General features: G+C 64.1%; 19 protein-coding genes. 2 read left to right on the top strand and 17 right to left on the bottom strand.

All coding sequences use genetic code 11. The features are described 5' to 3' along the window. Window positions 1–63: 63 nt before the first annotated feature. From BLR24_RS02620 to BLR24_RS02540, 17 genes are all read right to left on the bottom strand, one after another. On the bottom strand, window positions 64–1,986 hold the full coding sequence (locus BLR24_RS02620; RefSeq protein WP_093012796.1) for a PrkA family serine protein kinase: 1,923 nt from the start codon (window positions 1,984–1,986) through the stop codon (window positions 64–66). Window positions 1,987–2,721: 735 nt separating this feature from the next. Next, window positions 2,722–3,858: a molecular chaperone DnaJ gene (gene dnaJ / locus BLR24_RS02615; protein WP_093012124.1), complete on the bottom strand. Its 1,137-nt coding sequence runs from the start codon at window positions 3,856–3,858 to the stop codon at window positions 2,722–2,724. Window positions 3,859–3,955: 97 nt separating this feature from the next. Further along, window positions 3,956–5,893 (bottom strand): molecular chaperone DnaK, encoded by a 1,938-nt coding sequence (gene dnaK / locus BLR24_RS02610; protein ID WP_093012121.1) that lies wholly within the window; start codon window positions 5,891–5,893, stop codon window positions 3,956–3,958. 120 nt (window positions 5,894–6,013) lie between these two features. Continuing rightward, entirely contained in the window at window positions 6,014–6,589 is a 576-nt protein-coding gene (grpE, locus tag BLR24_RS02605) for a nucleotide exchange factor GrpE (protein ID WP_093012118.1), read from the bottom strand. A gap of 157 nt (window positions 6,590–6,746) precedes the next feature. Then, window positions 6,747–7,097 carry an FKBP-type peptidyl-prolyl cis-trans isomerase gene (locus BLR24_RS02600; RefSeq protein WP_012746856.1) on the bottom strand — a complete coding sequence of 117 codons (351 nt, stop codon included), beginning with the start codon at window positions 7,095–7,097 and terminating at the stop codon, window positions 6,747–6,749. A 100-nt stretch (window positions 7,098–7,197) separates the two neighbouring features. Then, on the bottom strand, window positions 7,198–7,677 hold the full coding sequence (locus BLR24_RS02595; protein WP_093012793.1) for a winged helix-turn-helix transcriptional regulator: 480 nt from the start codon (window positions 7,675–7,677) through the stop codon (window positions 7,198–7,200). 179 nt (window positions 7,678–7,856) lie between these two features. Next, complete coding sequence (asd, locus tag BLR24_RS02590) at window positions 7,857–8,708, bottom strand: archaetidylserine decarboxylase (RefSeq protein WP_093012116.1); 852 nt, start codon at window positions 8,706–8,708, stop codon at window positions 7,857–7,859. A 150-nt stretch (window positions 8,709–8,858) separates the two neighbouring features. Then, entirely contained in the window at window positions 8,859–9,851 is a 993-nt protein-coding gene (locus BLR24_RS02585; RefSeq protein WP_093012113.1) for a Bug family tripartite tricarboxylate transporter substrate binding protein, read from the bottom strand. A gap of 41 nt (window positions 9,852–9,892) precedes the next feature. Continuing rightward, the gene (locus tag BLR24_RS02580; RefSeq protein ID WP_093012110.1) at window positions 9,893–10,984 is read right to left on the bottom strand and encodes a lactonase family protein; all 1,092 of its coding nucleotides are present in this window, start codon (window positions 10,982–10,984) and stop codon (window positions 9,893–9,895) included. Beyond that, the gene (locus BLR24_RS02575) at window positions 10,981–11,967 is read right to left on the bottom strand and encodes a Bug family tripartite tricarboxylate transporter substrate binding protein (RefSeq protein WP_093012107.1); all 987 of its coding nucleotides are present in this window, start codon (window positions 11,965–11,967) and stop codon (window positions 10,981–10,983) included. Before BLR24_RS02575 ends, BLR24_RS02580 begins: the two co-directional genes overlap by 4 nt. A gap of 60 nt (window positions 11,968–12,027) precedes the next feature. After that, window positions 12,028–12,789, bottom strand: coding sequence for an SDR family NAD(P)-dependent oxidoreductase (locus tag BLR24_RS02570; protein ID WP_093012104.1), 762 nt, complete (start codon window positions 12,787–12,789; stop codon window positions 12,028–12,030). A 28-nt stretch (window positions 12,790–12,817) separates the two neighbouring features. Beyond that, on the bottom strand, window positions 12,818–14,425 hold the full coding sequence (gene garD / locus BLR24_RS02565; RefSeq protein WP_093012101.1) for a galactarate dehydratase: 1,608 nt from the start codon (window positions 14,423–14,425) through the stop codon (window positions 12,818–12,820). Window positions 14,426–14,457: 32 nt separating this feature from the next. Further along, window positions 14,458–15,756, bottom strand: a complete 1,299-nt coding sequence (locus BLR24_RS02560) for a TRAP transporter large permease (RefSeq protein ID WP_093012097.1) — start codon at window positions 15,754–15,756, stop codon at window positions 14,458–14,460. Further along, the gene (locus tag BLR24_RS02555; RefSeq protein ID WP_254787148.1) at window positions 15,747–16,193 is read right to left on the bottom strand and encodes a TRAP transporter small permease; all 447 of its coding nucleotides are present in this window, start codon (window positions 16,191–16,193) and stop codon (window positions 15,747–15,749) included. The genes BLR24_RS02560 and BLR24_RS02555 overlap by 10 nt, the downstream gene beginning before the upstream one ends. Before the next feature lie 201 nt (window positions 16,194–16,394). Then, window positions 16,395–17,363 carry a TRAP transporter substrate-binding protein gene (locus BLR24_RS02550; protein ID WP_093012090.1) on the bottom strand — a complete coding sequence of 323 codons (969 nt, stop codon included), beginning with the start codon at window positions 17,361–17,363 and terminating at the stop codon, window positions 16,395–16,397. Window positions 17,364–17,398: 35 nt separating this feature from the next. Continuing rightward, entirely contained in the window at window positions 17,399–18,298 is a 900-nt protein-coding gene (locus BLR24_RS02545) for an SMP-30/gluconolactonase/LRE family protein (RefSeq protein WP_093012790.1), read from the bottom strand. Between the two features lie 8 nt (window positions 18,299–18,306). Continuing rightward, a complete protein-coding gene (locus BLR24_RS02540) occupies window positions 18,307–19,137 on the bottom strand; it encodes an NAD-dependent epimerase/dehydratase family protein (protein WP_093012087.1) in 831 nt (276 codons plus the stop codon). Between the two features lie 191 nt (window positions 19,138–19,328). Here BLR24_RS02540 and BLR24_RS02535 point away from each other — a divergent pair, with 191 nt between their 5' ends. Further along, complete coding sequence (locus BLR24_RS02535; RefSeq protein ID WP_093012084.1) at window positions 19,329–20,147, top strand: FadR/GntR family transcriptional regulator; 819 nt, start codon at window positions 19,329–19,331, stop codon at window positions 20,145–20,147. Between the two features lie 80 nt (window positions 20,148–20,227). Then, window positions 20,228–21,202 (top strand): Bug family tripartite tricarboxylate transporter substrate binding protein, encoded by a 975-nt coding sequence (locus tag BLR24_RS02530; protein WP_093012081.1) that lies wholly within the window; start codon window positions 20,228–20,230, stop codon window positions 21,200–21,202. The last annotated feature ends 52 nt before the right edge of the window (window positions 21,203–21,254 follow it).

Raw genomic sequence — 21,254 nt, 5'->3', positions numbered from 1 at the left:
ATGATGTCAAAGCTCCTTGCAAAAAAGGGGGCGAAGCCTGTGCCTCGCCGCTATGAACTGTCGCTATGAACTCTTGCGCACCCGGAGGTACCACTCGCAGAGCAGCCGGACCTGCTTGGCCGTATAGCCCTTCTCGACCATGCGGGTCACGAAGTCCTCGTGCTTTTTCTGCTCGTCGGCACTGCTCTTGGTGTTGAAACTGATCACCGGGAGGAGTTCCTCGGTGTTGGAGAACATCTTCTTCTCGATGACCGCGCGCAGCTTTTCGTAGCTGGTCCAGGCGGGGTTGCGGCCCGCGTTGCCGGCGCGCGCGCGCAGCACGAAGTTGACGATCTCGTTGCGGAAGTCCTTCGGATTGCCGATTCCCGCGGGCCGCTCGATCTTCTCGAGTTCGGCGTTGAGCGAGGCGCGGTCGAACACTTCGCCGGTGTCAACGTCGCGGAACTCCTGGTCCTGGATCCAGTAGTCCGCATAGGTCACGTAGCGGTCGAAGATGTTCTGGCCGTATTCGCTGTAGCTCTCCAGGTAGGCGGTCTGGATCTCCTTGCCGATGAACTCGGCATAGCGCGGCGCCAGCAGCTCCTTGATGTAGCTGATGTACTTCTGCTCGGTTTCCGGCGGAAACTGCTCGCGCTCGATCTGCTGCTCGAGCACGTACATCAGGTGCACCGGGTTGGCGGCTACCTCGGAGCTGTCGAAGTTGAACACCTTCGAGATGATCTTGAAGGCAAAGCGCGTGGAGACGCCGCTCATGCCTTCGTCGACACCGGCGTAGTCGCGGTATTCCTGGATCGACTTGGCCTTCGGGTCGGTGTCCTTGAGGTTCTCGCCGTCGTACACCTGCAGCTTGCTGTAGATGCTGGAGTTCTCGGGCTCCTTCAGGCGGGTGAGCACCGAGAGCTGGGCCATCATGCGCAGCGTGCCGGGCGCGCACGGCGCCTTGGCAAGCGAGGAGTTGCGCACCAGCTTCTCGTAGATCTTGATTTCTTCCGAGGCGCGCAGGCAGTAGGGCACCTTGACGATGTAGATCCGGTCGAGGAAAGCCTCGTTGTTCTTGTTGTTGCGGAAGGCCTTCCATTCGCTCTCGTTGCTGTGCGCCAGCACGATGCCGTCGAACGGAATGGCGCCAAAGCCTTCGGTGCCCTTGAAGTTGCCCTCCTGCGTGGCCGTGAGCAGCGGGTGCAGCACCTTGATGGGCGCCTTGAACATTTCCACGAACTCAAGCAGGCCCTGGTTGGCCAGGCACAGGCCGCCCGAATAGGCGTAGGCGTCGGGGTCGTCCTGGGCATAGGTCTCGAGCTTGCGGATGTCGATCTTGCCGACCAGCGAAGAAATGTCCTGGTTGTTCTCGTCGCCCGGCTCGGTCTTGGCGACTGCGATCTGCCGCAGCACCGACGGGTAGCGCTTGACGACCTTGAACTGGCGGATGTCGCCGCCGTACTCCTCGAGCCGCTTGACGGCCCAGGGCGAAAGAATGCGGTTGAGATAGCGGATGGGAATGCCGTATTCCTTCTCGAGGATCTCACCATCCTCGACGGCGTCGAACAGGCCCAGCGGCGTTTCGTTGACCGGCGAACCCTGGATGGCATAGAACGGCACGTGCTCCATGAGCTGCTTCAGGCGCTCGGCGATCGAGCTCTTGCCGCCGCCGACGGGACCGAGCAGGTAGAGGATCTGCTTCTTCTCCTCGAGCCCCTGGGCGGCATGCCTGAAGTACGACACCACCTGCTCGATGGCGTCCTCCATGCCGTAGAACTCCTTGAACGCCGGATAGATCTTGATGACCTTGTTCGCGAAGATTCGCGACAGCCGGGAATCGTTGCGCGTGTCGACCAGCTCGGGTTCGCCGATGGCCTTGAGCATCCGCTCGGAAGCAGTGGCATACGCTGTGGGATCGCGTTTGCAAATATCCAGGTAGTCCTGCAGCGACAGGACCTCCTCGCGGGTGCGCTCGTAACGGGCGGCAAAGTTGCTGATCACATCCATGGTCACGCCTCCATCAGGTCTGCGGGTTTATCGGTCCCGAAGGCCTGCAGCCTTAACGCGTCGCAACTTTTTAAAGGTGTGCCCGCCCATGGCTGCAAGCCGTGGAAAACTCCCTAAATCACATCTTCACAAACAGCATAAAGCAAAGAGTGCACCCGGAAAATTCTTTGTTAAATCAGAACCACAGTGCCGAGTAAAGTTCCTGAGAAAAACCCGCAGCATTTGGCAATTCCAGCTAAATTTCAGGGTTCGGCAATCGAACTTCGCGCGACCCTTCCGCCCAGTGAAAATACCTATGGCGATCGGCATATGCAGTCATTGCATCTTTTCCGCGAACACACCTCCTAAAGAGCATCGAGCGGCTCAAAGCTGTTACATCACCAATAACGCGCCGCATCCTGTTTGGGTTTATTGCTCAATCGAAAAAAATATAAAAGCAATCCCCGCGCCATCTTTTGATGGGCATGTTGCGCATGCGAGCGTGGGAAAGCGCGCCAAGGCGCGGTCAGCGTGGTTCTGAGGGAGGGGGCGTCATGGTGCGCAGCACCGAACAAGGTCGGCAGGCACCGTTCGCGTGCGCGAAGGCCCAAGACGCCGAAGCCTGGCCGTGCGGCCGCTTCTAACTGCTTGAAAAATCTGGGGAATCGGTGCTGCGCCGGCCATTGAAGGGCGCCGGGCAGAAGGCGAAGCAGCAGGGCGCAGCGACGTGCGCCTGCCGCATTCAGGTGCTTCTTCTCAGCTGAAGAATTCCTTGGCCTTGTCGAACCATCCCTTGTCGGTCGGGCTGTGCTTGTCGCCGCCCTTCTTCAAGGAATCGTCGAGCTCCTTCAGCAGCTTGCGCTGGTGCTCGGTGAGCTTGACCGGCGTTTCGACGCGCACGTGACAGTACAGATCGCCCGGATAGCTCGAACGCACGCCCTTGATGCCCTTGCCGCGCAGGCGGAACTGCTTGCCGCTCTGGGTGCCGTCGGGAATGTCGATGGCCGCGGCACCCTTGAGCGTGGGCACACTGATCTCGCCGCCCAGCGCCGCCGTGGTCATGCTGACAGGCACCACGCAATGCAGGTCGTCGCCGTCGCGCTCGAACAGCTCGTGCTTCTTGAGGCGGATCTCGATGTACAGGTCGCCGGGCGGCCCGCCATTGGTGCCCGGTTCGCCGTTGCCGGTGCTGCGAATGCGCATGCCGTCGTCGATGCCGGCCGGAATCTTGACCTCGAGCGTCTTGTTGTTCTTGATCTTTCCCTGGCCATGGCACACGGCGCAGGGCTCGGGAATGATCTTGCCGCTGCCGTGGCAAGTGGGGCAGGTCTGCTGCACGCTGAAAAAGCCCTGGCGCATCTGCACTGCTCCAGCACCGTGACAGGTTGTGCAGGTAATGGGCTTGGTACCGGGCTTGGCGCCGGAGCCGTGGCAGGTGCCGCAGTCGTCCCAGCTCGGGATGCGGATCTGCGCTTCCTTGCCTTCGGCCGCTTCTTCCAGCGTGACTTCCATGGCATAGCTCAGGTCGCTGCCGCGGAACACCTGGCGGCCACCGCTGGTGCGGCCACGGCTGCCGCCGAACACGTCGCCGAAGATGTCGCCAAAGGCCTCGGCAAAGCCGCCGAAGCCGTCAGCGCCGGGGCCGCCGCGCATGTTCGGGTCGACACCGGCGTGGCCATACTGGTCGTAGGCCGCGCGCTTCTGTCCGTCGGACAGCATTTCGTAGGCTTCCTTGACCTCCTTGAACTTGGCCTCGGCGTCCTTGCTGGTGTCGCCGTGGTTGCGGTCCGGGTGGTGCTTCATCGCAAGCTTGCGATAAGCCTTCTTGATTTCCTCCTCGCTCGCGTTCTTGGGAACGCCGAGGGTCTCGTAGTAGTCGCGTTTTGTGGCCATGGCTGATTCGGTCGGGGCGGGCGGGAAGCCGTAACTTGAAGCGAGAAAGGCTGGACCACCCGATCAGGTGATCCAGCCTTGTTCGAAGGGCTGAAGATCAGCCTTTCTTGACTTCCTTGACTTCGGCGTCGACCACGTTGTCGTCGGCCGGAGCACTTGCAGCTTCCGCGCCAGCAGCGGCGCCCGGGCCACCGGCGGCGCCTGCCGCGGCCTGCGCTTCGGCATACATCTTTTCGCCAAGCTTCTGGCTTGCTGTCATCAGCGTGTTGGTCTTTTCCTCGATCGAGGCCTTGTCCTCGCCCTTCAGGGCTTCTTCCAGGTCCTTGATCGCGGCTTCGATCTTTTCCTTCTCGCCGGCGTCCAGGCTCGCGCCGTGTTCGCCGAGCGACTTCTTCACGCTGTGGACCATGGCTTCGCCCTGGTTGCGGGCCTGCACGATCTCGAGCTTCTTCTTGTCGTCGGCCGCGTTGAGCTCGGCGTCCTTCACCATCTTCTGGATCTCGTCTTCCGAGAGGCCCGAGTTCGCCTTGATGGTGATCTTGTTTTCCTTGCCGGTGCCCTTGTCCTTGGCACCAACGTGAAGGATGCCGTTGGCGTCGATGTCGAAGCCCACCTCGATCTGCGGCGTGCCGCGCGATGCCGGCGGAATGCCTTCGAGGTTGAACTCGCCGAGCAGCTTGTTGCCCGAAGCGATCTCGCGTTCGCCCTGGAACACCTTGATGGTCACGGCCGGCTGGTTGTCTTCGGCGGTGGAGAAAGTCTGCGCGAACTTCGTCGGGATCGTGGTGTTCTTCGTGATCATCTTGGTCATCACGCCGCCCATGGTCTCGATACCCAGCGACAGCGGGGTCACGTCGAGCAGCAGCACGTCCTTGCGGTCGCCCGAAAGCACCTGGCCCTGGATGGCGGCGCCGACGGCCACCGCTTCATCGGGGTTCACGTCCTTGCGCGGTTCCTTGCCGAAGAAGGCCTTCACCTTTTCCTGCACCTTGGGCATGCGGGTCATGCCGCCGACCAGGATCACGTCGTTGATGTCCGACACGCTGATGCCGGCGTCCTTGATGGCCAGGCGGCAGGGCGCGATGGTGCGCTCGACCAGCTCGTCGACCAGGCTCTCGAGCTTGGCGCGCGTGAGCTTGATGTTCAGGTGCTTCGGACCCGAGGCATCGGCCGTGATGTAGGGCAGGTTGATGTCGGTCTGCGCGCTGTTCGACAGTTCGATCTTGGCCTTTTCAGCGGCTTCCTTCAGGCGCTGCAGTGCGAGCACGTCCTTGCTCAGGTCGACGCCCTGGTCCTTTTTGAACTCGGCAATGATGTAGTCGATGATGCGCTGGTCGAAGTCTTCGCCGCCGAGGAACGTGTCGCCGTTGGTCGACAGCACTTCGAACTGCTTCTCGCCGTCGACGTCCGCGATTTCGATGATCGACACGTCGAAGGTGCCGCCGCCCAGGTCATACACGGCGATCTTGCGGTCGGCCTTGTCCTGCTTGTCGAGGCCGAAGGCCAGGGCCGCAGCGGTGGGCTCGTTGATGATCCGCTTGACGTCCAGGCCCGCAATGCGGCCGGCGTCCTTGGTGGCCTGGCGCTGGGCGTCGTTGAAGTAGGCCGGCACCGTGATCACGGCTTCGGTGATGGTTTCGCCGAGATAGTCTTCGGCGGTTTTCTTCATCTTGCGCAGGATGTCGGCGCTCACCTGCTGGGGCGCGATCTTCTTGCCGCGCACTTCCACCCATGCGTCGCCGTTGTCGGCTTTCGCAATGGTGTAGGGCATCAGGTCGATGTCCTTCTGGACTTCTTTTTCTTCGAACTTGCGGCCGATCAGGCGCTTGATCGCGTACAGCGTGTTCTTGGGATTGGTCACGGCCTGGCGCTTGGCCGAGGCACCGACCAGCACTTCGCCGTCTTCCTGGTAAGCCACGATCGACGGCGTGGTGCGCGCACCTTCCGAGTTCTCGATCACACGCGTGGTGTTGCCTTCCATGATCGACACGCACGAGTTGGTGGTGCCGAGGTCGATGCCGATGATCTTTGCCATGTTCTTTACTCCTGAAAGCCTGATAAATATGTTGTTATGAACTTGTGGATAACCCGGCGCGATTCAAGGTATGAAGCGGGGATTTCCTGTGGGAATCTTGTGTGTCGTCGGCCCTGCCGATTACTTCGGCGCGCTGACCGTGACCAGCGCCGGGCGCAGCACGCGCTCGTTGATGGTGTAGCCCTTCTGGAGCACGCTCACCACGGTGTTGGGTTCCTGCTCGGGGGCGGGCACCACCGAGATGGCCTGGTGCTGGTGCGGGTCGAACTTGGTGCCGGGGGCGGGAGCCACCTCGATCACCTTGTTGCGTTCGAGTGCGCTCTTCAGCTGGCGCAGCGTGGCTTCGGCGCCCTCGCGAATCTGCTCCGGGGTCGCATCCTTGATGGCCAGGCCGGCTTCAAGGCTGTCCGTCACGGGCAGCAGGCTCTCGGCAAAGGCCTCGACCGCGAACTTGCGGGCTTTGGTGATTTCGTCGTCGGCGCGGCGGCGGGCGTTCTGGACGTCGGCCTGGGCGCGCAGGTATTGGTCGGCCAGTTCGGCGTTCTTGCTCTGCAGGGCGGCAAGTTCGCCTTGAGCCACGGCCAGGGCGTCTTGCGCCTCGGCTTCGTTGGCCGCCTGAGCAGCCTCCAGCTCTTCGGGGCTTGGCTCGCCTTGCAGCATTTGCGAATTCTGTGCGGATTGTTGCGGGTCAGACATTTTTCAAGGAACCGGCGTGCGCCGGAAAACAAGCGATAGCCAGCCACTTGGGGCTGGCTCGAGGCATTTCAAGCGAAAAAATGCGGCAAAAGGGGCCGCGGAGGCATGAAAAAGGCCCGCAATCGGGCCTTCGTGCCAAGTCCTGGCTTGGGAACGATCAGTGCGCGTCGAGCAGTTCGACGTCGAACTTCAGGGTGGCATTCGGGGGGATCACACCGCCTGCGCCGCGTGCACCATAGCCGAGCGATGCGGGAATGATCAGCGTGCGCTTGCCGCCGATCTTCATGCCGGCGACGCCTTCGTCCCAGCCCTTGATGACCTGGCCCGCGCCCAGCGAGAAAGCGAACGGGTCGTTGCGGTCGCGGCTCGAATCGAACTTGGCGCCTTGCACGCCGTCGTTATAGAGCCAGCCGGTGTAGTGCACGTGCACGTGCTGGCCGGCCTTGGCTTCTGCGCCGTCGCCCACGGTGGTGTCTTCGTATTGCAGTCCGGAGGGGGTTGTAGGCATGTCGAACGCTCCTTGCGTCAATTGGATGATGGATGTGAATGGATAAGCAGACCGAAGGCTCGAAGTTTACCGACCCCCCGGAGCCGGTCGGCCAGACTGCTCAATTGCCAGTGTCAAGCGGCGGGGTGGAGGACGGCGCCGAAGGAGAGGAAGAAGGCGTTGCCGTCGGGGAAGAGGACGGCGCTGGGGGAGAAGAGGACGAGGGAGAGGGAGACGGTGGCGGCGAAGAAGGAGGGAGAGAAGGGGGCGCAGTCGCAGCAGTCGCAGGCGCCGCAGCCTTCTTGATCTGCCCCAACTGCCACTTGCCCGCGAAGGCCTGCAGGTCCGACAGGCGCTTGAGCAGGTCCTGCCCGCTCACGGTCAGGCTGTAGCCGTCGCCGCCATGGCTGACGAGGCCGGCCTCGCGCAATTCCTTGATGCGGGTGTTGAGCGTGTTGGGGGTGATGCCGCCGACGCTGTCCTGCAGCAGGCGAAAAGTCTGGGCGTGGCCGTCGCGCAAGGCCCAGAGCACTCTCATGGCGTAGCGGGCCTCGAGAAGTGCGAGCAGCTGGCTGACGGCTGCGTTTTCCTTGGTACTCATCGACTTCATCTCCTCGGGGCTGGTCGTCGGGCCATCGGTCCTGGGCAGGACCGCTGCCTTGCGTTTGGTGGCTCGTGGTCTGCTGGGGCTCGTTGGCCGGCGACTATAGCGCAAGGATCAGGATGCTACTAGTTTTATAGCTGCCAGTGCATGCTGCACGGGGCCCCTGAGACAAAGCTTCACAATTTGGCGAAATTGGCCATGGCTTCGCCCAGGCGAACTGCGCGGGCGGGCGCCCATTCCGGATTGAAGGCCAGCACAGGCGCCGGGAACAGCATGACGACGGTGGACCCGAGCAGGAACCGTCCCATCTCCTCGCCCTGCTTGAGAACGATCTGCTGGTCGCCGTAGTGCCACTCGCGCAACTCGCCGCCGCGCGGCGGATTGACCACGCCGTGCCACACGGTTTCCATGCTGCCGACGATGGTGGCCCCCACCAGCACCAGCACGAAGGGCCCTCGCGCGGTTTCGAAGACACAGACCACGCGCTCGTTGCGCGCGAACAGGCCGGGCACGCCGCGCGCGGTGGCCGGATTGACCGAGAAAAGGTCGCCGGGCACGTAGATCATGCGCAGCAGCCGCCCTTCGCAGGGCATGTGAATGCGGTGGTAGTCCTTCGGGCTCAGGTACAGCGTTGCGAAGCTGCCGTGGGCGAACTGGCTTGCCAGCGCCGCATCGCCGCCGACCAGCGCGGTGGTCGTGTAGTTGTGGCCCTTGGCCTGGAAAATCTGGTGGCCGTCGATGGGGCCGAACTGGCTGATGGCGCCATCCACCGGGCACACGAGATCGGCCTTTGCGAGAGGCCGGGCGCCGGGCTTGAGCGCACGCGTGAAGAACTGGTTGAAGCTCTTGTAGTAGCTGATGTCCGATTCGAGGGCCTCGCCCATGTCGACGCCGTACTTGGCCACGAAGCGCCGGATGATCCACGTGGTGACGGCGCCGCGCTCCTTGCCTGCGACCCAGCCGGCAAAGTTCGTCAGGGCCTGCTTCGGGAACAGGTATTGATGCAGTACGGCAGAGCGGTCGGACACGTGTGAAAGGCGTGGAGCGCCTGGAATGCGAATCGGAGGGGCATTCTATAAAGGGCTCCGCGCCCCGGGCGTAGGAAGCTTCCCTCGTATGCGGGGGCCCCCCGTTCGCACACGGGGCCCCTTGCAGGCTCGCAGGCACACCGCCCTGCGTCAGTCCGCCTTGATGCCGGCCGCCTTGATCACTTGCGCCCACTTCTCGACTTCGGACTTCTGGAAGGCCGCGATCTTTGCCGTGGTCAGGTCGGCGGGCTCCATGCCGAAGCCCTTGAGCTTGTCCTGCATCTCGGGCGTTGCAAGGATCTTGCGGATCTCCGTGTGCAGCCGGTCGACGATGGGGGCGGGCGTGCCGGCGGGCACGAAGATCGCCTGCCAAGACAGCACCTCGAAATCCTGCAGGCCCGGCAGGCCGGATTCCGCAACCGTTGGCACGTCGGGCATCGAAGCCAGGCGCTTGGCCGAGGTCACGGCAATGGCGCGCAGCTTGCCGCTCTGCACGTGCGGGCCGGCCACCACCGTGGTGTCGAACATCATGTCCACCTGGCCGCCGATCACGTCTTGGATGGCCGGGCCGCTGCCCTTGTAGGGAATGTGCGTGAACTTCACGCCCGACTTGAACGCCAGCAATTCCAGCGACAGGTGCTGCGAGGTGCCCGTGCCGGCCGATGCCGATGACAGCCCGCCCGACTTGGTCTTGCTGGCTTCCAGCACGTCCTTCAGGGTCTTGTACGGGCTGGCCTGGTTCACCACCAGCACCAGCGGGTTGGTGCCGATGAGCGTGACCGGAGCAAACGACTTCTGCGGGTCGTAGCCGAGCTTGGGATACAGGCTGATATTGATTGCGTGCGAGCTGATGGTGCCGCCCACCATCGTGAAGCCGTCGGGGGCCGCCCGCGCGCCGATTTCGGAGCCTACGCTGCCGCCCGCGCCTCCCTTGTTGTCGATGATCACGCTCGTGCCCAGCACCGTGCCGAGCTTCTGGCCGATCAGGCGCGCCAGCACGTCGGTCGTGCCGCCCGCGGGAAAGGGCACGAGGTAGGTGATGGCCTTGCCCGTGGGCCAGTTGCCGGGGCCCTGCGCGAAAGCCGGCAGGCTTGCGGCGAGCGAAGAGGCGAGGGCGGTGCGAATCAGTGTTCGGCGTTGCATGGCGATATCTCCTTTGATGATGTTGCGTGAGGTTCTCGTCGTCACGGCGTGTCGACGATCTCGATCCAGTTCGGGTTCTTGCCCACGCTGATGCGCGAGGGCTTGCCCAGTGCGCCGGTTGCCGAGTCGATGGCGTAAAGCGCAACGCTGTGCGACTCCTGCCCGGCGGCAATCAGGTAGCGGCCGCTCGAATCGATGGCAAAGCCGCGTGGCGTTTTCTCGGTGGGCGTCTGGCCGAGCGGCTTCAGCTGTCCGGTGGATGCATCCACCCTGAAGGCCGAAAGCGTGCTCGACGTGCGTTCCGATGCGTACAGAAAGCGCCCATCGGGTGTCAGGTGCAGATCGGCCGCCCAGGGCTTGCCGGTGAATCCGGCCGGCAGCGCGGTGGTGCTTTGTTCGAGCTTGAGCGCGCCGCGCGCAGCGTCCCAGGCGTACACGTGCAGGCTTGCGTCGAGTTCGTTCAGCAGATAGACGCGGCGCTGTGCTTTGTCCCAGACGAAGTGGCGCGGCCCCGACTTTGCGGTGGCCATGGTCAGCGGCGGATCGTTGGCTGACAGGAGCCCCTTCTCGGCATCGAAGCGCCAGCTGGACACGTTGTCGCCGCCCAGGCTGGTTGCAAGCACGAAGCGATTGCTCGCGTCCGCGTGGATCGCGTGCGCATTCGGCCCGGTCTGCACCAGTTGCTGGATTGCGCCCGCGGCGCCGTCCTTGCCGATGGCATTGACCGAGATCTTGCCGCCCTGGTAGGAGGCCGCGAAGAGCCATTTGCCGCTCGCGTCGAGGTCGATGTTGGCCATGCTGTCGGCCAGGGGTGCCTCACCGAGTTTTTGCAGCTTGCCGGTGGCGGCATCGATCGAAAGCGACACCACGCGGAACGGCTGCGAGCGAAGCGCGGCATACAGCACACGCTTGTCGGGGCTTACCACCATCGGCATCACCGTGCCGCCGACATTCAGCGCTTGCACCGGCTTGAGCACGCCGAGCGCGCGGTCCAGTTCGAGCACCGAGACCTCCTGGCTGTCGGCGTTGGACACATAGACCCAAGTGCCTGCCCAGGCGTGGCCCACGGCGACAACCGACAGTAGCGCGACCGCAGTCCGCAGCGTACGAACGAGGGGAGTGTGGCGGTTCATGGCTTGATGTTCAGCTTGGCGATCAGCGCCTTGAAGTACGCGTTGTCCTTGGCCAGCGTTTCCTTGAACACCGCGCCGTCGGTGTAGACATAGCCGAGGTTCTGCTTGTCCATCACTTCGTGCATCAGCGGCTCGGCCGCCGTCTTGGCCGTGATCTCGCGCAGCTTGGCCATCACTTCGGGCGGCGTGTTCTTGGGTGCGCCAAGGCCGCGCCACGTGCCGATCGACAGGTCGATGCCGCGCTCCTTGGCCGTAGGCACGTTGTCGAAGCCCTTCACGCGCTTGTCGGCCATGACCATCAGCACCTTGAGCTTTCCGGACTGGACATGCGTCGTCACCTCGGCCGGGCTTACCGCCACCGCCTCGATGTGGCCGCCCAAGAGCGCCAGCACCGCGGGTGCCGCGCCCTGGAACGGGATGTGGCCGAACTTGGTGCCGGTCTTGTCTTCGAGCGCCGCTGCGGCCAGGTGCCAGATCGAGCCGTTGCCCGAATTGCCGACGCGGACGCTCTCGGGCGACTTCTTTGCCGCCGCGAGAAATTCTTCGATCGTGTTCCACGGCGCATCGGCCTTGACGGTGATTGCGGCCGGGTCTGCGTTGAGCTGCGCAATCGGCTGGAAGTCGTCGTAGTTGAACTTGGCCAGGCCCAGGTGCGGCAGCGTCAGCAGTTCTACCGTGAGCACCGCGAGCTTGTAGCCGTCGGGCCTGGCATTGATCACCTCGGTCCAGCCGATGGCGCCGCCGGCGCCCGGGCGGTTGACGATGACGATGCTCTGCGAAATGTGCTTGCGGCTCGCTTCGGAAAAGGCACGCGCCAGGCCGTCGGTGCCACCGCCAGGCTGGTAGGGCACCAGCAGCTCGATGGCATGGGTCGGAAAGTTGCTGCCGTTGCCTTGCGCAGCGGCCACCGCCGCGTATCCGAACGAGAGGCTCGCCGTTGCCGAAAGGGCGGCCAGGCCGCGAAGGAATCTGCTTCTTTTCATTGGTTGTTGTCTCTGTTGTGGTTCTGATGCTGCAAGCCTTGGGGAAAAGGCGGTCTTCCGTCAGGGCATGTATTGCCCGCCGTTCACCTCGATCACCTGGCCCGTCACGTAGCCCGAAAGCTGCTCTGAGGCCAGGTAGAGGAAAGCGCCTACGCACTCGTCCGGCGTGCCGATGCGCGCCATCGGAATGCCGGCGCGAAACGATTCAAGCATCGCGGGCGTCGAGAAGCGGTCCTGGAACGGCGTCTGGATGACGCCGGGCGCCACCGCGTTCACGCGGATCTTGTCGCCGACGAGTTCCCTGGCGAGCCCGTGCGTGGCCGTGCTCACGAAGCCCTTGGAGCCTGCATAAAGGTAGGCGCCGGGCCCGCCGCCGGTGCGGGCCGCGACCGAGGTCACGTTGATGATGTTGCCGCCGCCATGGGTGCGCATGAGCGGCACCACTTCGCGCGCAAACGCGAGTACCGATCGCGCATTGATGTGCATCACCTCGTCGAACAGCGCATCGTCGAATTCAGCGATGGGCACGCGCTTTACCAGGCTGCCCGCGTTGTTGACCAGCACGTCGATGCGGCCGAACCGCGTCGCAGTCTGCTTCACGCATTCGCGGATGGCGGCGGTGTCGAGCACGTCGCCCTGCAGCGAAAAGGCGTCGCCGCCGGCCTTGCGAATGGTCTCGACGACCTGGTTCGCCGCATCGGCCGAGCTGTTGTAGTGCACCGCCACGCGCATGCCGCGCGCCGCGAACGCAATGGCCACCGCGGCGCCGATGCCGGTGCTGGCGCCAGTGACGAGTGCGGTCTTGCCTTTGAGGTCTTCCATGGATGTTTCCTTTCGAGCTCGGGTGAAGTCAGGTCACGGGGGCGGGGTTGAACAGCACCAGCGCGTTGTGCAGCTTCCACTGTTCGGCCCAGGTCTTCTTTCTGCCGCTGGCCACATCGAGCATCAGGCGGAACATCTCCCAGCCCACGTCCTCGATGCTGGCGTCGCCATCCGCAATGCGGCCGGCGTTCACGTCCATCAGGTCGTGCCAGCGGCGCGCCAGGTCGCTGCGCGTCGCCACCTTGATCACCGGCACTTCGGCCAGGCCGTAAGGCGTGCCGCGGCCCGTGGTGAACACGTGCAGGTTCATGCCGGCGGCCAGCTGCAGCGTGCCGCAGATGAAGTCGCTGGCGGGCGTTGCCGCATAGAGCAGGCCCTTCTGCCTTGCCTTCTCGCCCGGGGGGACCACGCCGGAGATCGGCGCGCTGCCGCTCTTGACGATCGAGCCCATGGCCTTTTCGACGATGTTCGAGAGCCCGCCCTTTTTGTTGCCCGGCGTGGTGTTGGCGCTGCGGTCGACGCGGCCGCGGTCCAGGTAGGCGTCGTACCAGGCCATCTCGCGGATCATGGCGTCGGCCACCTCGGGCGTGGTCGCGCGCGAGGTGAGCTGGTCGATGCCGTCGCGCACCTCGGTCACTTCCGAGAACATCACGGTGGCGCCGGCGCGCACCAGCAGGTCGGTGCAAAAGCCCACGGCCGGGTTGGCCGTGACGCCAGAGAATGCATCGCTGCCGCCGCATTGCACGCCCACCACCAGCTCGCTGGCTGGCACAGTCTCGCGCCTGCGCGCATTGAGCCGCTCCAGGTGCTCCTCGGCCTGCCGCATGATCGAATCGATCATCGACATGAAGCCAACGTGTGCGTCGTCCTGCAGGCACACCACGTCGAGCTTGGCATTGGCCGTCTCGCCGATGTCGGCCACGTTGCGCTCGTCCACCAGCGGGATGCTGCCCGGCGGCAGCAGGCGCTCGGGCTGCAGCTTTTCGCAGCCCAGGCTGATGACCATCACCTCGCCGCCGAAGTTCGGGTTGAGGCTGATGTTGCGCAGCGTACGGATCGGAATGATCGCATCGGGCGCGTCGATGGCCACGCCGCAGCCGTAGCTGTGCGAGAGGCCCACCACGTCGTCGACGTTGGGGTACTTGGGCAGCAGCTCGGCCTTGATGCGCTGCACCGCGAAATCGACCACGCCCGCCACGCACTGCACGGTCTGCGTGATCGCGAGGATGTTGCGCGTGCCGACCGATCCGTCGAGGTTGCGATAGCCCTCGAAGGTGTAGCCCTCGAGCGGCGGCTGCACGGGCGGCTTCACGGTGGCGATCGGCAGGCCTTCGAGCTCGCGCGCCGCGGGCATCTGCAGCAGGCGCTCGTGCACCCAGCTGCCGCGCGGAATGGCCTTCAGCGCGTAGCCGATGACCACGTTGTAGCGGACGACGGCGTCGCCTTCGGCCAGGTCGGTCAGCGAGACCTTGTGGCCTTGCGGCACGTTGTCGACCAGCACGAGGCCGTCGGCAAACGCTGCGCCGGCCTTCAGGCCGCCGTCGTTGGCCACGATGGCGACGTTGTCCGCCGCGTGCATGTGGATGCGGTGCGGCGGGCGCACCGGCGGGGAAGAGGGTAGTGATGAGTCAGCCATCGGAACGAACTCCGCGTTGCTTGTTTTTGGTGTCACTTGACCGCGTTGACCAGGTCCGGCAGCCACATCGAGAACGCCGGAACATAGGTCACGAGCATCAGGCAGATCAAAAGGGCACCATAGAACGGCCAGATCGACCGCATCACCTGCCCGACGGATACCCCTCCGATCGCACAGCCTATGAACTGGGTGGTGCCTACCGGCGGCGTGTTGAGGCCCAGGGCGCAATTGATCAGCATGACGATGCCGAACTGCACCGGGCTCATGCCGAACTGCATGGCAATGGGCAGAAAGATGGGCGTGCAGATCAGGATGGTCGCGGCCATGTCCAGGAAGGTGCCCAGCACGAACAGCAACACGTTGATCATCAGGAAGATGACCCACGGATCGCTCGAGACGCTGGTCATGAGCTCGCCGGTTTTCTGCGGCACTTCGTACAGCGCCATGAAGTAGCCGAAGGCGGAAGAAATGCCGATCAGCAGCAACACGACACCGGTCGTCTTGCAGGCCTTCGCGCAGGCCTTGAAAAAGTCCTTGCGGCTGAGCGACCGGTACACGAGCACGGTCACGCCCAATGCCCAGAGCACCGCCGTCGCGGCCGACTCGGTGGCGGTGAACACGCCCGACAGGATGCCGACCAGGATGATCGCCACGATCATCAGGCCCGGCAGCGCACCGATGAAAGCCGTAAGCACCTCGCCCCAGCCCGGAAACGCGCCGCGAATCGGGTAGCCGCGGCGGATGGCGACGTAATAGGCGGCGCCCAGATTGCACAGCGTGAGGATCAGCGCGGGGATCAGGCCCGCGAGAATCAGGCTCAGCACGCTGACCGAGGCGATGCCGGTGGTCGCGAGCGTGAAGATGATCAGGTTGTGCGACGTGGGCATCAGCGCGCCCACCAGGGCCGCGTGCGTCGTGACGTTGACCGCGTAGTCGGCGTCGTAGCCTTCCTTCTTCATCAGCGGGATCATCACGGAGCCCATGGCCGAGACATCGGCCACCGGTGAGCCGGCCACGCCGCCGAACAGCGTGCAGCCGATCACGTTGCTCATGCCGAGGCCGCCGCGCACGTGGCCCACCAGGCTGTTGGCAAAGCGGACGATGCGCTGCGCGATGCCGCCATAAAGCATGAGTTCACCGGCGAAGACGAAGAACGGAATCGCCAGGAACGAGAAGACCTGCATGCCGCCGACCATCTTCTGGAACACCACGGCAACGGGCAGGCCCGCATAGAGCACGGTGGCGACGGAGGCTAGGCCGATCGAGAACGCGACCGGCACACCCAGCACCAGCAGCACCAGGAAAACGAGGGAGAGGACAGTCAGTTCCACGCGGGCACCACTTCTTCATCGCGCAGCAGGGCGACGATATGTTCAATCGAAAAGAGGACGATCAGGAGGCCCGCAATCACGAGCGCGAGATAGTCGAGACCCACCGGAACGCCCATCATGGGCTTGATGTCGCTCCACTTGAGCGTGGTCCAGACCCAACCGCTCCAGGTCATGATTGCGCCGAAGAGCGCGACCAGCGCATGAATCAGCACTTCGATCTTCAGGCGGAGCGATTCGGGAAGCAGCACCACCAGCGAGTCGAGCCCGATGTGGCCGGCATCGCGCACGCCGACGGCAACGCCAAGCGCCGTGACATACAACACCAGCTGCAGCGCGAGGCCTTCGGCCCAGGTCGGCGTGTCGTTGAATACATAGCGGCCGACGACCTGGTACTGCACGCACACGATGATGGTGATGAGCATCGCCACCGCGAGCATCAGGCTGGCCTTGGAGAGGAACGCGCAGAAGCGCGAATAGGCATGGTTGGACGGCGGGCGTCCATGCGGATCGACCAGGTCTTCGAGCTCGACGGGCACGCCGGTCGCCATCGTGTCTACTGCGGGAACGGTCAGTGTCATGGGAATTTCCCTGAATATGGGTGAAGGGCCCTCCCTGGAAAGCGGGAGGGCCGGGGCGCGTTACTTGTTGTCTTGAACGGCCTTGACGAGGCGCTGCAGATCGGGCGTCGAGATGAACTTGGTGTAGACCGGGGTCATGGCGGCGCGGAACGAAGCCTTGTCCACATCGGCAATGATCTGGGCGCCGCCCTTGGTCACGACCTCGAGCGACCTGGCTTCCTGCTCATCCCACTTCTTGCGCTGGAAGGCGACCGATTCCTTGGCCGCGGCACGGAACAGGTCCTGGTCGGCCTTGGGCAGCTTGTCGTAGACGGCCTTCGACATCACGAGCATCTCGGGCGCCATCGAGTGTTCGGTGCGCGAGTAGAACTTCACTGCTTCGTAGTGCTTGAAGCCGTCGTAGGAGGGAATGTTGTTTTCCGCCGCGTCGATGAGGCCGGTCTTGAGCGCGGTGAACACTTCGCCGGTGGGCATCGGCGTGGCATTGGCGCCCATGGCGCTCACCAGCGCGACCCACAGGTCGGACTGCTGCACGCGGATCTTGAGCCCCTTCGCATCGGCCAGCGTCTTCACCGGCTTCTTGGCGTAGATCGAACGCGCGCCGCTGTCATAGAAGGCCAGGCCGACCAGGCCTTCATGCTCGCAGCCCTTCAGGATCTCGTCGCCGATGGGGCCGTCGAGCGACTTGCGCATGTGCGCGATCGAGTCGAACAAAAAGGGCATCGTCGGCACCAGCGTCTTGGGGCAGATCGAATTCAGCGCGCTGATGTTGACGCGGTTCATTTCGAGCGCGCCGATCTTCACCTGGTCGAGCGTTTCCTTCTCGCTGCCGAGTGCGCTCTTGTTGAACACCTTGATCTTGTACTTGCCATTGCTGCGCTTGTCGAGCAGTTCGCTCATGTACTTGACCGCCGCGACGGTGGGGTAGTCGTCGCTGTTGTGCACGTCGGCCGAACGGAACTCGACCGCATTCGCAGCCATGGCCAAGGCGCCTACGGCCAGGGCAATGAGGTGGCGGGTGTATTTCATTTGTCTTCCTCTTGGGGTTGGTGGTTAAAAAACAATCAGAAACGGCATTCGGGTTCCGCAAGCCCCTTGATGCCCGGGCGCAGCGCAAAAACGCCGCCCGCCAACGGTTGATCGGACAGGTCACCTCCGGGGCGGATCGATGTCACGTAGAGCGTGTCGAGCTCTGGGCCGCCAAAGGCGCACATCGCGGGCTTCTTCACCGGCACGGCAAGGGAGCGGTCGAGCCGTCCGTCGGGCGTGAAGCGGTGAACGAGCCCGGCGTCGTTGCCGCAGATCCAGTAGCAGCCATCGGAGTCCACGGCCGCCCCGTCGGGGCGGCCCGGCAGCGGCTTCATGTCGACGAACACGCGGCGGCCATGCGGCGTGCCGGTATCGGTGTCGTAGTCGAAAGCCCAGACGGTCTGCACCGCCGGATGCGAATCGGAGAGGTACATGGTCTTGCCGTCGGGGCTGAAGGCGAGGCCGTTCGGGACGATCAGGTGCTCGAACTGGGCGCGCAGCGCCACTTCCGCATTCACGTCGCCCTGGTAGCGGTACACGCGGCCGACCTCGTGGGCTGCCGCCATGTCCATTTGCATGGTGCCGGCCCAGAAGCGGCCCTGGCGGTCGCAGCGGCCATCGTTGAAACGCATGCCGCGTTCCGCATGGACGGCGCTGGCTACGGGGCTCGCGGCGAGCGTGCCGTCGGCGCGCGTGGCAATGGCGAACAGCCCGCTTTCCATGCCGGCAATCCACTCGCCCGGATGTCCGGCACGCGGTGCGATGCAGGCCAGCATCTCGTCACCAGTCCAGCAGACGTGCGCTCCGGTCGCGGCGTGCCAGCGGTGCAATTGTTTCGCCGGAATGTCTACCCAGTAGAGGGCCTGCTCGTCGGCGCGCCAGACCGGGCTTTCGCCGGTGGCGCATCGCGCATCGAGAACGAGTTCGGCGTGCATGCTGGACGTCATTGGTCGCCGAACGGGCCCTGCGCCGTGAACGCGCCGCCCTGGTAGATGGCATTAGGGTCGGTCGGCGCCACGGGAGGCTGGGCCTCGACCTTGTCGCGGAACACCTCGGAGGTGTCTTGCGGCACGAAGCCCAGGTGCGCCGCCGCGCTGTTGTCCCACCAGACATCGCGGTTGGCGGACATGCCGTAGACGATCGTGTGCTTCACGCCGGGCGTGAAAATCGACTTCTCTATCAGCGAGGTGAGGTCGCGGTAGCTGAGCCAGGTGCTCATCATCCGGCGGTTGAGCGGCTCCGGGAACGACGAGCCGATGCGGATGCTCACGGTCTCGATGCCGTAGCGGTCGAAGTAGAACTGAGCGACGTCTTCGCCGAACGATTTCGACAGACCGTAGTAGCCGTCGGGCCGGCGCTGCGCGCTGGCGTCGAGCCGTTCGCTCTGCTTGTGAAAGCCGATCACGTGGTTCGAACTCGCGAACACCACGCGCTTCACGCCGTGCCGGCGGGCGGCTTCATAGACGTTGAACACGCCCTTGATGTTGGCCTCGAGAATTTCCTCGAACGGCCGCTCGACCGAAACGCCGCCAAGATGCACGATGGCGTCGCAGCCTTCGACCAGCCCATGGACCGCCGCCTTGTCCGAGAGGTCGCAGGACACCACTTCTTCGTGCGCACCCTCGGAAGGGGCGATTGCGGCGATGTCCGAAAGGCGCAGGATCTCGGCAAAGGGGCGCAGGCGTTCGCGCAGAACCTTGCCCAAGCCTCCGGCGGCGCCGGTCAGCAGAATCCGGTGGAGCTTGCTGTTGGTAGTTTGTGAGGACGTCGACATGTGTGGTGGCGTGTGAATGGGTTGAAGTCCAGGGCGATGGAGCAGTCACCGAAAGCTGGCCAGGAAGCGGCTTCATCTCCCATGCCGCGCCAGTTCGAATAACCGGTCGATGGCTGGGACGGACACTTGCAGCAAACTGAGTGATAAGTTATCTGTTGTCGTACAACTAATAGGGGATTATTATCTTGACCATGGTCCAAACGGCTACGGGTAATCCCTCAATTTCGAATGCAGCGGCAGACGCCGCCGCTGCAGGCGCCTCCTTTGTGGGGCGCCCGCGCCCGCGCGGCCTGGCCCACGGGCTGGTGGAAGACCTGGGCGAGAAGATCCGCAGCCAGTCGCTGCGCCCCGGCGACAAGCTGCCCACCGAATCGGCCATCATGAAGACCTTCGGCGTGAGCCGAACGGTGGTGCGCGAGGCGCTCTCGAAGCTGCAGGCCGCCGGGCTGGTCGAAACGCACCATGGCGTCGGCACCTTCGTGCTGCAGCCGCGCGCAGCGGGCATGTTCCGGCTCGACTCCGCAGACATCGCCACCTCGGTGGACGTGCTGGCGGTGCTCGAGCTGCGCATCAGCCTGGAGACCGAATCGGCGGGCCTCGCGGCCACGCGTCGCACCGAGGAGCACCTGCTTGCCATGCGCCAGGCGCTCGACGATTTCGAGCGTAATGTGGCGGTGGCGGGGGACACGGTCGCGCCCGATTTCCGCTTTCACCTGCAGATCGCCCAGGCCACCGGCAACCCGTATTTCGCGGACATCATGAGCCACCTGGGCACCACGATCATTCCGCGCACGCGTATCACCGCCATTCGCAACTACGACCGGCGCGGCGAGTACCTGAGCCGCGTGAACCGCGAGCACGAAGAGATCTACGCGGCCATCGCGCGCCGCGATCCGGAGTCGGCCCGCGCGGCGATGCGCATTCACCTGACCAACAGCCGCGAACGGCTGCGCGTGGCGCAGGAAGCGGCGCAACAAGCCTCGGCCAACACGCCGCCAGCTGCTTCCTGAACGAAATTTCCCCTCAAAGCTGGACAAGCGTTATTTGTAGTTGTACGATGACTGACAACACAACCTGACAGGAGACCTGAATGAGCTTGAAAAGACGTGACCTGATGCTCGGCGCGCTGGGCGGCGGCGTGCTTGCCGCCGGCGGCGTGCATGCGGCCGACGCCTGGCCCACCAAGCCACTGCGCATCGTGGTGCCGTACCCGCCGGGCGGTTCATCCGACATCATTGCCCGCTCCATCAGCCAGCCGCTGTCGGAAGCGCTCGGCCAGCCGGTCATCGTCGAGAACAAGCCGGGCGCCAACGGCAACCTCGGCGCTGATTTCGTCGCCAAGTCCAAACCCGATGGCTACACGCTGCTGCTGTGCGACGTCGGTGCGCTCGCCATCAGCCCCTCGGTCTACACGCGCCTGCCTTTCGATCCTTCCAAGGACCTGCGCGGCGTGACGATGCTGGCCTATTCGCCGCATTTGCTCGTGGTGCATCCGTCGGTCCAGGCCAACAACCTCAAGGAACTGATCGCGCTGTCGAAGAAGTCGGACATCAATTTTGCCGTGACCGCCACCGGCAGTGCGCCGCACCTTGCCGGCGTGGCGCTCGAGCGTGCCAGCGGCGCGCGCTGGCAATACGTGCCCTACAAGGGTGGCGTGCAGGCGGTGCAGGATACGGTCGCCGGACAGACCCAGATCCTCATGAACGGCATGCTGGCCACCTTGCCGCACGTGCAAAGCGGCAAGCTCAAGGTGCTCGGCGTTTCGAAATCGACGCGCATGCCGCTGATCGGCGACGTGCCTACCATTGCGGAGCAGGGCGTTGCCGGCTTCGAATCGGGTACGTGGCAGGGCATCAGGGTTGCCAAGGGCACGCCCGATGCGATCGTGCAGCGCCTCAACAAGGAACTGATCACCGTCATCCGCGCGGCCGACATCCGCTCTCGCCTTGCAGGGCAGGGCGCGGAGGTCGTGACCATGGCGCCTGCCGAGGAAGAGCAATTCTTCGGCAAGGAACGCACGCGCTGGGCCAAGGTAGTTGCAGACGCGGGCATCAAGCTGGACTAGGCTCTCCCCCAGTCTGCGTGCACTTCGTGTCGCGCGCGCCAACCCCCTCCGG

This window comes from Variovorax sp. OV700 (assembly GCF_900099805.1).
GTDB lineage: Bacteria > Pseudomonadota > Gammaproteobacteria > Burkholderiales > Burkholderiaceae_C > Variovorax.
This window is presented reverse-complemented; position numbering and strand designations above follow the sequence as displayed.